17 protein-coding genes are annotated in these 18205 nt (G+C 66.5%); all 17 read left to right on the top strand.

Translation table 11 applies throughout. The annotated features are described in order from the left end of the window. The first annotated feature begins 121 nt into the window (after positions 1–121). The 17 genes from IPK20_07945 (at position 122) to IPK20_08025 (ending at position 18017) form a co-directional block, all read left to right on the top strand. Entirely contained in the window at positions 122–1111 is a 990-nt protein-coding gene (locus IPK20_07945; GenBank protein MBK8016659.1) for a serine/threonine protein kinase, read from the top strand. 236 nt (positions 1112–1347) lie between these two features. Next, on the top strand, positions 1348–1596 hold the full coding sequence (locus IPK20_07950) for a hypothetical protein (GenBank protein ID MBK8016660.1): 249 nt from the start codon (positions 1348–1350) through the stop codon (positions 1594–1596). Positions 1597–1835: 239 nt separating this feature from the next. Next, positions 1836–3056: a polyhydroxyalkanoate depolymerase gene (locus IPK20_07955; GenBank protein ID MBK8016661.1), complete on the top strand. Its 1221-nt coding sequence runs from the start codon at positions 1836–1838 to the stop codon at positions 3054–3056. 85 nt (positions 3057–3141) lie between these two features. Continuing rightward, complete coding sequence (locus IPK20_07960) at positions 3142–4110, top strand: tripartite tricarboxylate transporter substrate binding protein (GenBank protein MBK8016662.1); 969 nt, start codon at positions 3142–3144, stop codon at positions 4108–4110. A gap of 104 nt (positions 4111–4214) precedes the next feature. Next, positions 4215–4706 (top strand): tripartite tricarboxylate transporter TctB family protein, encoded by a 492-nt coding sequence (locus tag IPK20_07965; GenBank protein ID MBK8016663.1) that lies wholly within the window; start codon positions 4215–4217, stop codon positions 4704–4706. A gap of 5 nt (positions 4707–4711) precedes the next feature. Then, the gene (locus IPK20_07970; protein ID MBK8016664.1) at positions 4712–6205 is read left to right on the top strand and encodes a tripartite tricarboxylate transporter permease; all 1494 of its coding nucleotides are present in this window, start codon (positions 4712–4714) and stop codon (positions 6203–6205) included. A 197-nt stretch (positions 6206–6402) separates the two neighbouring features. Next, entirely contained in the window at positions 6403–6894 is a 492-nt protein-coding gene (locus tag IPK20_07975) for a 2,4'-dihydroxyacetophenone dioxygenase family protein (protein ID MBK8016665.1), read from the top strand. Between the two features lie 34 nt (positions 6895–6928). Beyond that, on the top strand, positions 6929–7903 hold the full coding sequence (locus IPK20_07980; protein ID MBK8016666.1) for a quinone oxidoreductase: 975 nt from the start codon (positions 6929–6931) through the stop codon (positions 7901–7903). A gap of 3 nt (positions 7904–7906) precedes the next feature. Continuing rightward, positions 7907–8899: an NAD(P)-binding protein gene (locus tag IPK20_07985; GenBank protein MBK8016667.1), complete on the top strand. Its 993-nt coding sequence runs from the start codon at positions 7907–7909 to the stop codon at positions 8897–8899. 1386 nt (positions 8900–10285) lie between these two features. Continuing rightward, positions 10286–11221, top strand: coding sequence for a hypothetical protein (locus tag IPK20_07990; protein MBK8016668.1), 936 nt, complete (start codon positions 10286–10288; stop codon positions 11219–11221). A gap of 11 nt (positions 11222–11232) precedes the next feature. Then, on the top strand, positions 11233–12288 hold the full coding sequence (locus IPK20_07995; protein ID MBK8016669.1) for a polyprenyl synthetase family protein: 1056 nt from the start codon (positions 11233–11235) through the stop codon (positions 12286–12288). Beyond that, on the top strand, positions 12288–13460 hold the full coding sequence (locus IPK20_08000; protein MBK8016670.1) for a saccharopine dehydrogenase NADP-binding domain-containing protein: 1173 nt from the start codon (positions 12288–12290) through the stop codon (positions 13458–13460). Before IPK20_07995 ends, IPK20_08000 begins: the two co-directional genes overlap by 1 nt. After that, entirely contained in the window at positions 13453–14418 is a 966-nt protein-coding gene (locus IPK20_08005) for a hypothetical protein (protein ID MBK8016671.1), read from the top strand. Before IPK20_08000 ends, IPK20_08005 begins: the two co-directional genes overlap by 8 nt. 42 nt (positions 14419–14460) lie before the next feature. Beyond that, positions 14461–14958, top strand: coding sequence for a hypothetical protein (locus IPK20_08010; GenBank protein MBK8016672.1), 498 nt, complete (start codon positions 14461–14463; stop codon positions 14956–14958). Between the two features lie 60 nt (positions 14959–15018). Further along, positions 15019–15297 (top strand): hypothetical protein, encoded by a 279-nt coding sequence (locus IPK20_08015; GenBank protein ID MBK8016673.1) that lies wholly within the window; start codon positions 15019–15021, stop codon positions 15295–15297. Positions 15298–15459: 162 nt separating this feature from the next. Next, positions 15460–16605 carry a hypothetical protein gene (locus IPK20_08020; GenBank protein MBK8016674.1) on the top strand — a complete coding sequence of 382 codons (1146 nt, stop codon included), beginning with the start codon at positions 15460–15462 and terminating at the stop codon, positions 16603–16605. Further along, positions 16605–18017 carry a hypothetical protein gene (locus IPK20_08025; protein MBK8016675.1) on the top strand — a complete coding sequence of 471 codons (1413 nt, stop codon included), beginning with the start codon at positions 16605–16607 and terminating at the stop codon, positions 18015–18017. Before IPK20_08020 ends, IPK20_08025 begins: the two co-directional genes overlap by 1 nt. Positions 18018–18205 lie beyond the last annotated feature (188 nt).

An 18205-nucleotide genomic window follows, 5' to 3' on the forward strand; every position in this document is an offset into this window, starting at 1 on the left:
GGCATCCGGATCGTCCGCATGCTGGACGCCGCGAGCGATCGAGCGCCCGCCGCGTGCCGTCCAAGGGGTTGGCGAGACCCCTCCACTCGATAGATGGACCGGCACGCCATAGAATCCGGTCATGGAGGCACCCGCTCATCCCTTCGCCACACTGGCGCCCGAGATCATCCTGGACGCCGTCGAATCCACCGGACCCCGCTGCGACGGTCGTCTGCTGGCCCTGAACAGCTACGAGAACCGCGTCTACCAGGTGGGGATCGAGGACAGCGCCCCGCTGGTCGCCAAGTTCTACCGTCCCGGACGGTGGTCCGATGCACAGATCCACGAGGAGCACGCGTTCGCACGCGAGTTGGCCGAGGACGAAGTGCCCGTCATCGCGCCCTTGGCCGATCCCAAGGGCGAGACGCTTCTTCGGCATGGCGGATTCCGCTTCGCCGTGTTTCCGCGCGCCGGAGGGCGAGCGCCCGAACTGGACCGTGAGGATGTGCTCCGCTGGATCGGCCGTTTCCTCGGGCGTCTTCATCAGGTCGGAGGGCGTGCACGGTTCCGATCGCGCCTCGCGATCAGCGTGGATCGACTGGGCCGCGAATCCCGCGACTTCCTCCTGGCGGGCAAGCACGTGCCGGCAGAACTCGAACCGTCGTACCGAAGCGTTGCCGACATGGCGATCGACGCGGCGCAACGCTGTTTCGATGCCGCGGGCCCGGTGCGCACGCTGCGGCTGCACGGTGACTGCCACGCGGGGAACATCCTCTGGACCGACGACGGACCGCATTTTGTCGATCTCGACGATGCCTGCACGGGGCCAGCCGTCCAGGACCTCTGGATGCTGCTCTCGGGCGACCAGGCAGCGCGCGAGGCGCAACTCGCGGCCGTGCTCGAAGGCTACGAGACGTTTCGCGAGTTCGACCGCGTCGAGCTCCTCCTCGTGGAGGCGCTGCGGACGCTGCGCATCATGCATTACGCGGCGTGGCTCGCGCGCCGCTGGGACGATCCCGCCTTTCCGGTCACGTTCCCCTGGTTCCACACGCCAAGATACTGGCAGGACCACATCCTGGAACTGAGGGAACAGGTGGGCGCCATGGACGATCCGGTGCTCGCCACGGTCTGACCGGCCCACGCCGGAAATCGACGTCCCGCGTCCCGTCCTGTCTCCTCCTGTTCCGCGCTCGCCTGCGACGCCCGCACATTGATGAGCCCTTCCCTGGGACATCAAGACAATTTCCCGGAGGTTCGCGCGGGTTTCCCGGGCACTCTTGCCGTCGTGCCGGACCTCTGGCAGGAATGACCTCCCGGGGCCTGGCCGACTTTCGTCGCAGAACATCCGTCACTTTCAGGAGGGAGAACATGAAGGCAATCGTCATCACCGCGGCCCTGGCGCTCGCAGGCGCATCCACCGCCGTTGCGGCCGGGGAACTCGGGGACAACTGCGCATGGGGCGTCGTCAACGGCAAGAAGGTCAAGACCGACTGCGCCGTGACCCAGATGGGGCCCGACGGCAAGACTTATTGTTTCAGCAACGAGCAGGTCAAGTGGCTCTTCATGGCTGACCTCGAAGGCAACATCCGCAAGGCCAACGACTCCTACAAGAAGTAACCGCTCCAGCCCGGCCCGGACACTGCCGGGCCGGTCTGCGCATTGCCTCGTCTGTTCCCGTCTGTTTCCGGCCATCCGGGCCCGGCTTTCGCTTGTTCTGCGCTGCAGCATCTTGACGTCCCATAGCGGCGGTCCTACATTGCTGCGCTGTCGGCTTTCCGACAAAACAACACGTTGCAATACGTCGCCGCGGAGTCATGCGGCCGCGGAACCGACTTCACGCCGGAGGTCACGGATACATGCTCTATGCAATGCACGAGTGGCAGCACGCGCTGCTCACCCCGTTCGCAGCTCTCGCCGGCGCCAACCACGCGCTGTTCTCGCAGCCGCACAGCCCGTGGGCACACACCCCGTATTCGCGGACCATGGCCGCTGCCAACGAACTGGTCATGCGCCTCGTCCAGCGCTACGAGAAGCCGCAGTGGCACATCGGCGAGACGGTGGTGGACGGCCAGACCGTGCCGGTGACCATCGAAAAAGCCGTCGTCAAGCCCTTTTGCAAGCTGCTTCACTTCAAGCGCGCAGTCCGGGGACGCCGGGATCCGGTCGTGCTGGTCGTGGCGCCCTTGTCGGGGCATCACGCGACGCTGCTTCGCGACACGGTCCGCACCATGCTGCCGGAACACGAGGTCTACATCACCGACTGGGTGGATGCCCGCATGGTGCCGCTGCACGAGGGGCACTTCCATCTGGACGACTACGTGGAGTACATCCAGGAGTTCATCCGTCACCTGGGACCGGACGTCCACGTGGTCTCGGTGTGCCAGCCTACGGTGCCTGTCATGGCCGCGGTGTCGCTGATGGCGTCGCGCAAGGAGAAGACCGCGCCGCTGACCATGACCATGATGGGCGGGCCGATCGACACCCGCCGCAGTCCCACGGTCGTGAACAACTTCGCCACCGGCCGGCCGCTGTCGTGGTTCGAGAGCCGGGTGATCCAGCGCGTGCCCGCGAACTATCCCGGCATGGGCCGGCGCGTCTACCCGGGCTTCCTGCAGCACATCAGCTTCATCATGATGAATGCCGACCGGCACATCGATGCGCACCGGGAATTCTTCCAGCACCTCATCGTCGGCGATGGCGACAGCGCGGCGGCGCACCGCCGCTTCTACGACGAATACAACGCCGTTCTGGACATGGCGGCGGAGTACTACCTCGAAACGCTGCGTGTGGTGTTCAAGGAGCACGCGCTCCCGGAAGGGACGTGGACGGTGCGGGGAGAACTCGTGAAGCCTGCAGACATCACGCGCACCGCGCTCTTCACCATCGAAGGTGAACTGGACGACATCTCCGGTGTGGGCCAGACGCAGGCGGCGCACGATCTGTGCAGGAAGATTCCGGCCGGCAAGAGGGATCACTATCTCGTCGAAGGCGTGGGTCACTATGGTATCTTCAGTGGGCGCCGGTACCGGGAGAGCATCTATCCCCGCATCCGCGAGTTCATTCGCAAGCATTCATAAACAAGACGACGCGGCATCGCCGCGCGGCGGAATGAAAAAGCGCGCTCGTGAAGCGCGCTTTTCGTTTCTGCGGGAGGAAATTCCGATGGCCCGATTCTTCACGCGGCTCGTTGCCTGTGTGCTCGTTCTCGCCGCGCCGCTCGTCCATGCGCAGGCGAACTATCCGCAGCGTCCCATCAAGCTGGTCGTGCCGTGGGGCGCAGGCGGCGGAACGGACGCCGTGGCGCGAATGCTGGCCGCGCTCATGGAAAAGGATCTCGGCAAACCGGTGAACGTGGTGAACATCACGGGTGGAAGCGGCGTGATGGGGCACCAGACGATCGCCACCGCGCCTGCAGACGGCTACACCATCGGTCTCATCACCACCGAAATCACGATGATGCATCACCAGGGCCTCACGCAGGTGACCGGCGCGTCGTTCACGCCACTGGGCCTGGTGAACATCGATCCGGCCGCCATCCAGGTGCGTGCCGATTCGCCCTACAAGTCGGTGAGCGACCTGGTGGCCGCCATCAAGGCCAGCCCGGGGAAGCTCAAGGGTTCGGGCACCGCTCGTGGCGGATCCTGGCATCTGTCGATGTACGGCATGCTCAAGGACCTCGGCGTCGATCCCACGACCTTGCCCTGGGTGCCCAGTGTCAGCAACAACGCCGGGCTTCTGGATCTGGTGGCGGGCGGTGTGGACGTCGTGTGCGGCTCGCATCCCGAAGCACGTTCGCTGATGGAGGCGGGCAAGGTCCGCAGTCTCGCCATCATGGACGAGCAGCCCTCCAGGCTCTTCCCCAACGTGCCCACGCTCAAGACCGCCACCGGCTCCAAGTGGGAGAGCGGCGTGTGGCGCGGTCTGGCGGCGCCCAAGGGACTGCCCAAGCCGATCGAGGACCGCCTGATCGCCGCCACGAAGAAGGCCTACGACAGTGCCGAGTACCGCCAGTTCATGGAGTCGCGCGGCTTCGGTCAGGCATGGAAGGCGCCAAAGGAGTTTGCCGACTTCATGGCGAAAGCGGACGCGGAGTCCGGCGCGCTCATGAAGGCTACCGGGCTGGCGAAGTAGGGCACGTACCCGCGCGGATCACCGACCCCGTATCCCTTGCCGTTCATGTTCCTGCCGCTCCGCGCGCAGTCTGCTATCCGGGGCAACCTGCCGGTGGCAGGCGCGTGTCCATCGAGGCCCGCATGATCCGCGTCAACGACGTCGTGTCGGGACTTGTTGCTGCTGCCATCGGTGGAGCCATCTACGCAACCGCCGGGACCTTTCCCGAGATCCCGGGAGAGCCGGGACCCTCGCTGTTCCCTCGCGCCGCCGCCGTCGGGCTCATGCTGTGCGGAATTGCGCTGATGGTCCACGGTCTGCGCGATTCCGGCCGCGGAACCTGGGCGGAATGGCCTGACTGGATCGGCGATCCGCGGCGTCTGCTCTCAGTTCTCGTGATCGTCATCGGCCTTGCCGTCTGCGCCGGATTCATGGAAGTGCTCGGATACTTCGTCTGTGCACCGGTGATGTTGATCACGCTGATGCTCGCGATTCGCGTCCGGACCGTCGTCGCGATTCCCGTGTCGATCGGCGCGACGCTGCTGGTGCATGCGATCTTCTATTCAGGTCTCCGGGTGGCGTTGCCCTGGGGTCTGCTCGAAGCCTGGGCCTGGTGACCGGCATGGAGCACATCGCGACCGCGTTCGGTCTCGTCTTCGATCCGTACGTCCTCGCCGTCATCGCCTGCGCGGCCTTCTACGGATTGTTCATCGGCGCCATCCCGGGACTGACCGCCACCATGGCCACGGCACTGCTGGTCCCGGTCACGTTCTTCATGCCCCCTGTGCCGGCCGTCGCGGCCATCGTGACGGCCACGGCGATGGCCATCTTCTCGGGCGACATTCCAGGCGCGCTGATGCGCATTCCCGGCACGCCCGCGTCGGCCGCCTACGCCGACGAGGCCTACGCGATGACCCGCAACGGACAGGCCGAACTGGTGCTGGGCGCGGGGCTGGTGTTCTCCGTGATCGGCGGGCTCATCGGGACGACGATCCTGGTGCTCGCGGCGCCGAGTCTCGCGGAGGTGGCGCTCAAGTTCTCGAGCTTCGAGTACTTCTGGCTGGTGCTCCTGGGCCTTTCATGCGCCATCTTCATTTCCGCCGGAGGCATCGTGCGGGGCCTCGTGTCCCTGATGCTCGGGCTCTTCATCGCCACGGTGGGCATGGAGAACCCCGCGGCGTTTCCCCGCTTCACCCTGGACCGGCCCGAACTGGCGGGGGGCGTCACTCTGATTCCCATGCTCGTCGGCCTGTTCGCCGTGTCGGAGATCTTCCGTTTCGTCGTTTCGCGCGAGCCCCCGATGCGGCTCGAGCAGGATCGCTTCGGCGCCATCTTCCGCGGTCAGTGGCAGCTTCTGAAACGCTATCCCATGGCGACGATCCGCGGCAGCCTGCTCGGTACGGCCATCGGAGCGCTACCAGGGGCCGGCGCCGACATCGCCGCCTGGATTTCCTATGCCGTATCGAAGAAGTTCTCGAAGACGCCGGAGAAGTTCGGCACGGGCCACGTGGAAGGCGTCGTCGAAAGCGGAGCCGCCAACAACAGCGCGCTTTCCGGGGCCTGGATTCCCGCCTTCGTGTTCGGCATTCCCGGCGATTCCATCACGGCCATCGCGATCGGGGTGCTGTACCTCAAGAACATGAACCCGGGCCCGACGATCTTCATGAACAACCCCGAGAACATCTACGCGGTGTTCATCGTGTTCTTCATGGCGCAACTCCTCATGCTTCCGCTGGGCTGGGTCGCCATCAAGACCTACAAGCAGGTGCTGCGCGTCCCGCGCAACGTGCTGATGCCGCTCATCCTGCTCTTCTGCATGGTGGGTGCCTTCGCCATCAACAACAGCGTGTTCGACATCGGCGTGATGCTGGCTTTCGGCGTGCTGGGCTGGTTCCTCGAGGCGAACCGGTTTCCCGTGGCTCCGGTCATTCTCGGCGCCGTGCTGGGCCATATGCTCGAGGACAACTTCATCACCTCGATGATCAAGGCCGATGGCAACGTCCAGGCGTTCTTCGAGCGGCCCATCGCCGGCACCCTGGGCATCATGACCTTGCTGCTGTGGCTGGTGCCCCTGTTCATGCGGCTGCGCAGGCGGGTCCTCGCCCGCGGCCATTGAACCCGTTTCGCCCCGGGCTCGGGAAAGTCGGGGCTGCGAAAGGCCGCAGGTCGAAGAGCCACCCGCCGTTGTCGATGCGCGAGGCCGCGGCAGTCTCCGCGCAGGGAAGGTTGTGCGCTGCATCGGTGCTTCACGCTAGAATCCCCGGCCTGCGGGTTTCACCCCGGCCAGCCAAGGAGTTCGAATTGAATGCACCGATGATCGTGAGTCCGCTGTCTGCAGCGGGCATGCAATCCGAGATCGTCACCCTTGCCGTCCCCACCGACGAGCGCGTGTGGGTACCCCAGGCAAAGGACGTGTGGTTCCGTCCCCTCATGCTCAACACCGTCACCGGCGGCTGGTTCAACCTGCTGCGCGTGCGCAGGAGCGGCATCCTGTCACGCCACCGTCATCCCATGGCGGTATTCGGTTACGTCATCAAGGGAAGCTGGCGCTACCTCGAGCACGACTGGGTCGCGATGGAAGGCGGCTTCGTGTACGAACCTCCCGGTGAGGTTCATACGCTGACGGTGGACGAGGGGGTCCCCGAGATGATCACCATGTTCAACGTGAACGGCGCGATGATCTACGTGGACGAGAAGGGCGACACGGTGGCTTACGAAGACGTCTTCACCAAGATCGAGATGTGCCGCAAGCACTACGAAGCCGTCGGACTCGGCGCGGGCTACGTCGATCAGTTCATCCGCTGAAGACGCCGGGACGGCGAGACGACAGGAGCGATTCATGACCAAGGCAGTGCGATTCCACAAGACCGGCGGGCCGGAAGTGCTCGTCTACGAAGACGTCGATGTCGGCGCCCCTGGCGAAGGCCAGGCGAAGGTGCGCAACACGGCCGTCGGACTCAACTTCATCGACACCTATCACCGATCGGGCCTGTACCCGTTGCCCCTGCCCAGCGGCATCGGGCTCGAAGGGGCGGGCGTGGTCGAGGCCGTCGGTCCCGGAGTGGACTACCTGAAGCCCGGCGACCGCGTCGCCTACTGCGGCGGGCCTCCCGGGGCCTACTCCGAAGTCCGCCTGATTCCGGCAGACCGCCTCGTGCCGCTCCCCGACGGCATCAGTGATCGGCAGGCCGCCGCCATGATGCTGAAGGGCCTGACGGCCCACTATCTCATCCGCCGCACCTATCCCGTCAAGGCCGGCCAGACCGTGCTGTTCCACGCGGCGGCGGGGGGCGTGGGATTGATCGCGGGCCAGTGGCTCAAGGCTCTTGGCGCAACGACCATCGGCACGGTGGGATCGGACGAGAAGGCCGCGCTGGCGAAGGCGCACGGATATGACCACACGATCGTCTACACGCGCGAGAACTTCGTCGAGCGTGTGAAGGAGATCACCGCGGGCGCCAAGCTTCCCGTGGTCTACGACTCGGTCGGCAAGGACACCTTCATGGGTTCCCTGGACTGCCTCCAGCCTCTGGGCATGCTGGCCGTCTTCGGCAACGGTTCGGGTCCGGTGCCTGCCTTCGATCTCGGCCTGCTGGCGCAGAAGGGATCGCTCTACGTCACCCGGCCGACCCTGCAGTCGTACGTGTCCAGGCGCAGCGATCTGCTGGCCGCGTCCCAGGAGCTGTTCGAGGTCGTCATGTCCGGCAAGGTCAAGATCGAGATCAACCAGACCTTCGCGCTGAAGGATGCGCAGGATGCGCACCGTCAGCTCGAGGGCCGCAAGACCACCGGTTCCACCGTGCTGTTGCCCTGACGCATGGCCGCTGCCGGCGGGACCGCATCCAGCCCCTCGCCGATCCGCATCGCCATTGTCGGGGGCGGTGTGGGAGGTCTCACGGCAGCCTACGAGCTGTCCGGCCCGGAGCATCGCGGCCGATACGAAATCACCGTCTACCAGCTAGGCTTCAGACTGGGTGGCAAGGGGGCCGCAGGCCACAACCTCGATGCCGCCAACCGCATCGAGGAACACGGCCTGCATGTGTGGATGGGCTTCTACGAGAATGCCTTCCGCATGCTGCGGGCCTGTTATGCCGAACTGAAGGACCGCCGTGAGGACGCCACCCGTCCTCCCCCGCCGCCGGAAGTATCCCGGCGCGCCGGTCCCCCCGCCGTCGGTGTTCGAACACTGGACCGATGCGTTCTTTGCCGACTCCCACATCGGGGTGGCCTCCGATGCCGGACATGGCGAGTGGGATGCCTGGACCGCCTGGTTTCCGCCGATGGAAGGGCTGCCCGGCGATCCACTGGATCCGCGCCACAACCCGTTCACGCTGCCCAACTACCTGTCGCGCACGCTCCTGCTTCTGCGCACCCTGATGCTCAGCACGCTCCGGTCGGCGGGAGATTCCTCGGCGGGCAGGCGTTCGCCGGTGGACGAAGCGCTCGACAAGGGCGAAGACGAGCTGGTCAAGCTGAGCCCCCGGCTGCTGGTGGAATCGATGATGAACCTCCTGCGCGTCGGTGCGCTCACTACGGCGGCGGGAGCGATGCAGGCACTGCTCATCCTGGAGACGGCGCTCAAGGCGCGAGCGTCGCTGCCGGGCAAGGAATACCTCCTGCTCGAGTTCGTCGACGCGCTCGCATCGAGCGTTCGGCGGCAGCTGGAGGATGTCGTGAGGATCGATCCGCGGCTGCGGCGCAAGACCGAGGTCATCGATCTGGTCATGACCACCGTGGTCGGCATCGTCCGGGACGGCCTGCTGACGCAGCCGGAGGGCCTGGATGCGATCAACGACTTCGATGCACGTGAATGGCTGGAGCGTCACGGCGCCACGCGCTCGTCGCTCGATTCGCCCATCATGCGCGGGCTGTACGACATGGCGTTCGCGGACGTTCCCGTGGACGGCCGCAGGCAGGGTCTTGCTGCGGGCCAGGCGCTGCGCTGCGCTCTTCGCATGTTCTACACCTACCGCGGCGCCCTGTTCTGGCGGATGCGGTCGTCGCTCGCGGATGTCGTGTTCGCGCCGATGTACGACCTGCTCAAGGCGCGCGGGGTGCGTTTCGAGTTCTTCCACCGGCTGGAAGAAGTGCACGTCGACACGGCCGATCCGGACAACGCGTTCGTCGACCGCCTCGTCTTCCACCGCCAGGCGTCGCTCGCGCGCGGCCGCGCGTCCTACGAACCGCTCATGGACATCGCGTGCACCGGTGCTGGCGAAGGCGCCAAGATCCGGGCCTGGCCCGCGCGGCCCGACTACGCGCAGCTCGCGGCCGACACCGACCGGGACCAGGACTTCGAATCGCCGCTCGATCGTCGGTACGTCGGCGCTCCCCGTGTGCTGGAAGCGGGAAGGGACTTCCACATGGCGGTCCTTGCAGTGGGACTGGGAGCGGTGCGCTGCCTCAAGGGAAATCTCGTGGAGCAGCCGCGGTGGAAGGCCATGCAGCAGCACGTGAAGACCGTCGCGACGCAGGCGTTCCAGCTCTGGATGCGCAAGGACATGGCCGCGCTCGGATGGACCGAGCCGCCGCTCACGCTGTCCGGCTTCGCGAAGCCCTTCGATACCTGGTGCGACATGACGCACATCGTTCCTGCGGAGAACTGGACCGTATCGCCGATGCCGCTGTCGGTGGCCTATCTCTGCGGCGCACGGCCCGAGCTTCCGCATCCGGCGGACAGTGCGCTCTGGAAGAAGTACGGCTCGGCGGATCTCATGGCGATGGCACCGCGGGAGCGCACGCGTGCCCTGCAGGAGATCCGCGACGAAGAGAATCGCCTCCGCGACGCGCTGAAGAACGACGCCATCGCGTTCCTGGAGACCCACATGCATCACTTGTGGCCGGAAGTCCGGACGCGGTCCGGCGGCTTCGACTGGTCGGTGCTCGTGGACGCGAAGCATCCCGACGAGCCGGATCCGACGGTGCGCGCCTTCGACTCCCAGTTCTGGAGCACCTGCGTCAATCCGTCGGACCGCTACGTGCTCACCGTTCCCGGCAGCACTGCGTATCGCATCTCTCCGCTGGACGACACGTACGCCAATCTGACGGTCGCCGGCGACTGGACGGACTGCAGCTTTCACGGCGGCTGCATCGAGGCCGCCGTCATTTCCGGGCGGCTCGCGTCGCACGCGCTGACGGGCCTGCCCCTTCTCGAAGACATCGTCGCATTCGATCATCCCTGAGGCGTTGACCCACCATGGCCGCATCCAGCAAGTCCACGACCGGCGCCAAACTGCGGAACATGCGGCACGCCGCGGAGCGCAAGAAGGCGAACCGGGGGAGTGCGAACTACTTCAGACCCGCCGAGGCGTCCGATGCCGACACGGCTGCGTCCCGGCCGCGCGACGCAGCGCCGGAGTCCGGTTCGGACATGTCCAACGATGCGGTCACCCAGGCCGTGCTCCGCGGCTACAAGGTGGCCGGAGAGCAGATGCGCAAGGCGGCCGCCGGATTTCGCAGTGCCACCGCGGCCGCGGGACGCGGCGATGCGGGCGAGGCGCTCAACCAGAGCGTACGCGCCGCAGGGACCATGAGCGGAATGCTCCAGCAGCTCGTCGAGTCCCTGCTCGCCAGCTCGCAGCTCTGGACCCAGTGGATGGGTGGACAGGGGGCGGACTCCGGCGTTCGAGCGGCAGCGAACGGACTGCAAAGCTCGCTTTCGAGTCTCAATGAAGCGCTGAATGCGGGCAATGCGGACGGCAGCGCCGGCGGACAGCTGCAGACCCTCCTGCGTCAGGCGACCGATCAGTTCATTGCATTCCTGAAGATGCTCGGTGAAGTGGCGAGCCAGACGGCAGGCGGGGCGACGGGCCGCGGCGGTCGGATCTTCATCGCGTCTGAAGTGCACGCGGGCTGGGGCACCCTCACGGTTTGGGGACGGACCGACGCCACCGAGCTTCGTTGCGATGGCCTGCTCGGCAAGGGCGCGCGCGGCCGGCCTGTGCTGCTGGAGACGACGATCGCGCCGATACGCAGCATCGAGGGCGTGTGGGAAACCTCGGTGCAGATCGGCAGTGCGGCATCGCCCGGAACGTATCGCGGGGTCGTCGTGGCTGGCGACGTCCCGGTGGGAGTGATGGAAGTGACTCTGCGCAAGCGGGGCGACACGCCGCAGCCGTCCAAGGCGGGCTGAGGAGAATTCGCATGGGATCGATCGCCGACCCCGGGCTGCGCGATGCGCCGGAACTCGTGCAGAGCGTGCTGGATGACTATGGTGCGCTCACGCGCAACGCGCTGGAGCGGTACCTCCCCGGCTCCGGCAACCGGCCCTACCTCGACGATCTCCTCTGCGATTACCCGCGCCGCGGCGGCAAGATGATGCGGTCCAGCCTGTGCATCGCCACCGCACGGGCCTTCGGCGCACGGATCCAGGACGTGCTGCCTTCCGCGGTGGCGATCGAGCTGCTGCACAACGCCATGCTGATCCACGACGACATCGAGGACGGCAGCGACGAGCGGCGGGGACAGCCGGCCCTCCACCGCAAGCACGGGCTTCCCCTCGCGCTGAATGCCGGCGATTCGCTGAGCCTGCTGAGCTTGAAGCCCCTGCGCGAGAACGTCGGGCTGCTGGGGCCGCAGCTCGCGATGCGCATCTTCGACGAAACCGAGCGCATGGCGTGGGAGTCTGCCGAGGGACAGGCACTGGAGCTGGGCTGGCGCCACGACAACCGGATGGACGTGACGGACGACGACTACCTCACGATGATCCTCAAGAAGACCTGCTGGCTTGCCACCATCCATCCGTGCCGGGTCGGCGCGCTGATCGGAACGCGGGGCAATACCGATCTCGACGCGCTCTTCCGCTTCGGCTTCTTTCTGGGCGCGGCGTTCCAGATCACCGACGACGTCCTGAATCTCGAGGGCGACCACCGCTACGGCAAGGAGATCGACGGCGACCTGTGGGAAGGCAAGCGCACGCTGATGGTCGTGCATGCGCTTGCGCGCGGCACCGAAGCAGAGCGGATCGCCGTGAAGGACATGCTGGCGGTTCCGCGAGAACGGCGCACGGCGGAGCAGGTGTCCTGGCTGCGTGCGCTGATCGAGCGCACGGGGGCGCTCGATTACGCCCGCGACACGGCTCGCGGGCTCGCCGGTGCGGCGCTGCACGAATACCAGACCCTCTTCGAAGCCCTGCCGCCGTCGCGTGACCGCGAGTTCGTCCGCGGCATGGTGACGTGGGTGCTGGCGAGGACGCACTGATGAAGAACGCGGTGCTCATCTATGGCGCCACCGGCTACACCGGCCGGTTGATCGCCTTGCGTGCGCGCGACCGCTGGCTTGCCGATCAAGGTTCCGCCTCGCCCCGCACCTGGACCCGGCCGCCCCGTCTCGGCGGGCGTGATGCGGCGAAACTGGAGGCGCTGGCAAAGCCGCTCGATCTGCCCTGGGTCGCCGCATCGCTCGACGACAATGCCGCGATGGACGCCGCGCTTGCGGACGTGGCGGTCGTCGTCAATGCGGCCGGCCCCTTCGGCACGATCGCCTCGAAGATGGTCAAGGCGTGTCTGCGCAACCGCGTCCACTACCTCGATCTGTGCGGCGAGTTCGGTGCGTTCCGGCAGGTCGACGACTACAACGTCGACGCCGTTCAGCGTGGCGTGATGCTGATGCCGGGCGCGGGCTTTCTGGTCACCGGCTCCGACTTTCTCACGGCGAGGCTCGTTCGCCGGCTGCCCGGCCTGCATGTCCTGCGCGTGGCGTTGTCCGCCACGGGAATGCTCTCGCGCGGTTCGTTCGCCACGCTGCTCGATTCCACGCGCGAAGGCATGTCGGTCCGCCGGGCGGGGCGGCTCGTGTCCGTCGCGGCCGGACAGATGGAGCGCACGTTTCATTTCTCGCCCGATGGCCGGTCGGACCCGGCCACGTGCACGGTCGTGCGCCTGCCCGATCTCCTGACGGCCGTCGCCACGGCCGCCGCGGGCGGGGCCAGGCTGGAGAACGTGGAAACCTACGCCGAGGCCGAGGGCCTGCGGCGAGCCTGGTATCAGGCGGCCAGCCTCGCGGCGCTGCCCTTGCAGACGTGGCCGCTCAAGCAGATCGTGCAGGCACAGATCGGTTTGCTGCCGGAGGCGCCGCCGGCGGGCCGGGACCGCACGCAGATCGTGGTGGTGGAAGGCGAGGACCGCTACGGCGGCCTGCGCCTGCGCTCGCGTCTCGAGGCGCCCGACCCGTATGCGTTCAGCGCGTGGAGCGCGGTCCATCTGGTCGAGTCTGTGCTCGGATCGTTGCGCGACCGGGGCTCGGTGCCGCCGGGGCTTCGCACGCCTGCCGGCACGTTCTTCGACGAACTCGCGCAGGCCATGGGCGCTTGCGACTGCGCCATCGTCGGCGACGTACTGGAGAGCGGCATGGGCGCGAGATCCCATGGCTGAATCCGGCGCGATGGCCACGCTGCTGGAGCTGCGCTCGGTCGCCGTGAACAGTTTTCGTGTGGCGGGGACTGCCGCTGCCCTGCAGACGCTCGTGGACCGGTCGGTGAATGCGGCCCGGATGGAAGGCCGGCTGGCCGTTCCCTCGCCGGACGTCTGGCTGCACTACGTGGACGGCACGGTGGAGAGCGGACCGCGCTGGCCGGATGCGTCCTGCCGGGTGCTGTTCGTGGCCATCCCGGTCCGCCGGGAGTCGGACGGACAGGATGCGATGTACTGCCCCTATGTCTTCGTCGACCGCAACTGCGCGCTTCTGTCCCGCTTCCGCCAGGATCTCGGCTATCCGGCCTGGGGCGGGAAGATCGACGTGACCCACGCCGCAGGCCGCACACGGATCGTGGTCCGCACCGATGTCTATTCGGCCGGCGACCCGGCGCCCCACTTCGACACGGAGATCCTGACCCTCGATTTCGCGCGCCATCCCGCGGCCGGATCACGCACGCTGTCCTGGCAGTACCCGACCACGGGACTGCTGCAGTTCCGCGAAAGCTCCACGACCGACCGGGCCGTGTTGCACTCGCCGGTGTATCTGTCCTGGGAAGGCAACGTCGCCTCGGACGAGGAATCGTCGGACATCAACGTCACGGCCGTTCCCGGGTTCCGCAACATCGACCTCGCCTCCGACCTGGGACTCGCCTCCGGCCCCCAGGCGCTCGCGCCGGACACGTGCGCGCTCGGAGGCGCCGAACGGATCCTCTGCACAGGCCCCTACGACCTGCGCGCCGCGACGCCGCCGATTCCGCAGCCCGTGCCCTTCGTCGAACCTCGCATCGATCCGCGCGCACCTGCTCCCTTTGCGTTCGAGGACGTTTCGATCACCGGCTTTCAGGTGACGGCCGATCCCGAGCGGCTCCAGTTCCTGGTGGATGCGCTGCTCAACAGTTGCGAGGAACTGGGATAGCCACGGCAGTACTTCCGCTACCGCGTCGCGACGGCCGAGGTGGTGATCGAGTGGCTCCGCTACGGCGCCATGCGGTCCGTGGGACCGCCGACCGAGTGGCGCAATCCCGAGGACTACACCACGCAGCACGAACTGGCGATCCGGATCCTCGTGGGCAAGACCGAGGAGGACAGCAACGCCGCCGAGGCGCCGCAGGTGTTCTGCCCGTTCCTGTTCGTGGACAACTGGACGTCCATGGTGAGCGGCCGCGAAGTCCTCGGACTGTGGAAGCGCATCGCGCAGTTCGTCTCCGGTACGCAGACCGCGTTCGATGGCACGACGGAACGGCGGCTCACGGTGGACGAGCCGTCATTCGGCTCGATCTTCTCGTTCGAGCATTCCCAGACTCCTGCCCATCAGGGCCGGTGGCATCGTCCGCAGGAAGCCGCAGGCATCGCGGTGGCGTGCTGCCTTGGGGCCAGCACGATTTCACCCGCGCCGGCTTCCGCCGGGAGTTCGCGCGGCACTGGTTCAGCCTGGGCGGGCAGCAGTTCGGCATGATCCAGCGCCGCCTGTGCCCCGCGTCCGGACGGGCTGGAGCCGCTGCGTGACTGGATCCAGATGAACTACCGCGTCCAGTCGTTCCAGGTCGCGCTTCCGTCCGGTCCGGCGCAGGTGCGGCTGGGGCACTTCCACGATCCCGAACTGGCGGCGCTCCTGCAGACCTTCGCCGAAGCGACCGGGACCGGGCCTCTCCATGGCGTGGACGAATCCACGGGACGCTTCGATCTCACGCAGGTGCTGGGCGTGCAGGGCGGGGGCGACATCCTGTTGCCGCCGTCGGGCTGGTACCAGTCCAACGGCAGCTTCCGGCTGGATGTGATCGACAGAATGGCGTGAACGACGAGTGCGGCCAGCAACGCCGCGCTTCCTTCGCAGACTCGCCGAATCCCTCCTCTTCATCTCGATTCTTCACTTGAGAGACGCCTCGAATCGCGTGGAATAATCGCGCCTACCGTCGGGCAACGGCGGCAACGGCATTCGCGTGCCCTCGGGGAAGACATGGTGCGACCGTCCCATTCGCTCGCCAAGCTCATGCAGCCCAGGCTGCGGCGGCCCGTCAGCCGTCTGCAACTGTTCGAGCGCCTCGACGGCGCTCTTGCCGAATCGCGATCCATCTTCGTGGCCGGTCCTCCCGGAGCTGGCAAGACGACACTCGTCGCCTCCTGGCTGGACGTTCGCCAGACGGCAAATCTGTGGTTCCGCGTCGACCCGGCGGACCGCGATCCGGCAGCGTTCTTTCATTACCTGAGGGAGGCCGTACTCGGTCGTTCCCGCCGTCTGCGGCACGCCTTTCCGCATCTGACCCCAGAGTACAGATCCGACATCCCGGGCTTCGCGCGGCGCTTCTTCCGAAACATGTTCCGGTACGTGCCCGACCGCTCCGTGTTCGTGTTCGACAACTTCCAGGACATCGGCAGTGATGCCGTCATGGCGCCGATCATGGCGGACCTCCTTTCGGAAGTCTGCGGCGGATCGATCGTGGTGATCGTCTCGCGGGAAGAACCGCCGCCCTGTTTCGCACGCGCCGCGGCCGAGGAAATCCTCATGCGCATCGATGCCGCCGACCTTCGCCTGACAGACGGTGAGGCACATGCAGTCGCGCGTGAACGCTTCACGGGAACGGCTGACGCGCTTGCCGAAGTGGTGAAACGGGCTGACGGCTGGGCCGCCGGCCTAACCCTGTTGTTGGAGAGCGCCAGCCGACAGGACCAGACGGCAAGAGGGCGTAACGCCTCTGCCAGCGAGGAACTGTTCGGATATCTTGCGACTCAAGTGTTCGAGCAGATGCCTCCGGAAGAGCGTGACTTTCTCCTGGACACAGCCATTCTTCCTTTCTTCAGCGCGGCGATGGCTGCAGACCTGACGAGCAACGCTCGCGCAGCACAGATCATCTCGTCTCTCTACCGCCGGCACCTTTTCGTTCACGCCACGGGGGCGGTCGAGCGCCATTTTCCAGTACCACGGTCTGTTCCGGGATTTTCTCGCCCACCGGGTGGCAGCGACGCAGTCACTGCAGCAGCGGCGGGACGCCTGCCGGACAGCAGGCGTGGTGTGCATGCGCCACGGCCATCCCGAACAGGCCGTCGATCTTTTCGTGGACTCGGGCGACTGGCCGGTGGCGATCGAGGCGCTCGAAAACGGTGATGCGGGAATGCCTGCGGCAAGGCAGACACCGTCGGCTTCTCGAGTGGATCGCCTGCATTCCCCCCGGGGTCGCCGCGGACTCGCCGACCATTCAATATGCCGAAGGCAGTGCCGTCGCGATCGACGATCCTCTGCGCGCCCTTGCGTCGATTTCGATGGCGCATCGCGGCTACTTGCAGATCCGAGATGTCGCGGGCGGGGCGCGCTGTGCCTGCGCGATGATCGAGATCATCTTTCACGCAACCGCCGATCACGGGGCCATGCTTCCCTGGATCGATGAACTCGCCCGGATACTCGAAAATGGATTCCAAACCACCGACTCCGATCTCACATTGCGGTGCCACGCCTCGATGCTCATCGCGCGCCTCTTCGCCCGGCCTGACCGGCAACTGGAGCACTCTGCGACGGCAGTGCTGGCGATGCTGCCCGTTGCTGCCTCGACGCGGCAGCGGCTGCTCGCGACCGTGTATCTCACCATCTACGCAACGTTTGCGGGGCGGTTCGATCTGACGCCGGCGCTTGAAGCGCAGGGCGATCACCTTGCTGGTCAGGCGCAGGTGACAGCCTATGACCGCGCCCATTGGCACCTCTGGAAGGCCTGCATGCTCCGCCTCGCGGAGACGCTACGCCGACGCTGTCGATTCGGCGGAAAGGCCGATGCGATTGCGGCGGCGGAGGGTTTCGGGCAGATCGCGTTCCTGGCTGCGTACTTCGCCAGCGGCGCGGAAGCCTCGCGGGGAAGGCTCGAGGCTGCGGCCGCGCTGGAAGCTCGTGCCGAAGCATCGGTGGACTCGTCAAAACCACTGCAGGTGGCTCTTCTCAGCGCCTGTTCGGCGTGGCTCGCGATGTATCGCCAGGATGGCTGGCAAGCCCGGCGTTGCGGCGAACGTGCCATGTCCGTTGCAAGAACGCTCAGCGCTCCGTCCTATCGCATCCACTATGGCATTCCGTTCGTCTATGGTCTGGCTGAGACCGGCGCGTTGAACGAGGCGCGAGGTGCTGGAGGAACAGCGACGTGCGATCGCCGGCACCGCGCTGACGTGTTTCGATCCTTGCTTCTGGCGGTGGAAGCGCGCATCGAGGAACTCGACGGAAATGTCGACAGATCGATCGTTCTGGTACGGGCGATGTGGCGGTGTGCGGAATCGACGGGACACGGCGACTATCTGCATTGGGTCAAGCCATGGGTTGTCCGCTGCCGATCTCGCGCTACGGGAAGACGTGGAGACCACGTATGTCGTCAGGCTGATCCACCGCCACGGCTGGCAGGCCGGACCGGGCTGTTCGGAATGCTGGCCGTGGCCGGTCAGATCCATGCGCTGGGGCGATTCACCTTGCGGGTGGGCGGAGAAGTGCCCCGTCACGGCAGGAAGGCGCCGAGGCGGCCCCCTGGAACTCTTTGCGTCTGCTGATCGCGCTGGGCGAAGAAGGCGTTCCCGAAGCAGCTGTCCTGGACTGTCTGTGGCCAGAGGAAGAAGCAGATCTTGCGCACAAGGCGTTCGCCGCGGCGCTGCACCGGCTGAGATCGCTGCTCGGTCGCACGGACGCCGTTGAACTGAGCGGAGGACGACTCACGCTGAATCCTGGGATCGTGTGGACC

This window comes from Betaproteobacteria bacterium, from assembly GCA_016713305.1.
Taxonomy (GTDB): Bacteria; Pseudomonadota; Gammaproteobacteria; order Burkholderiales.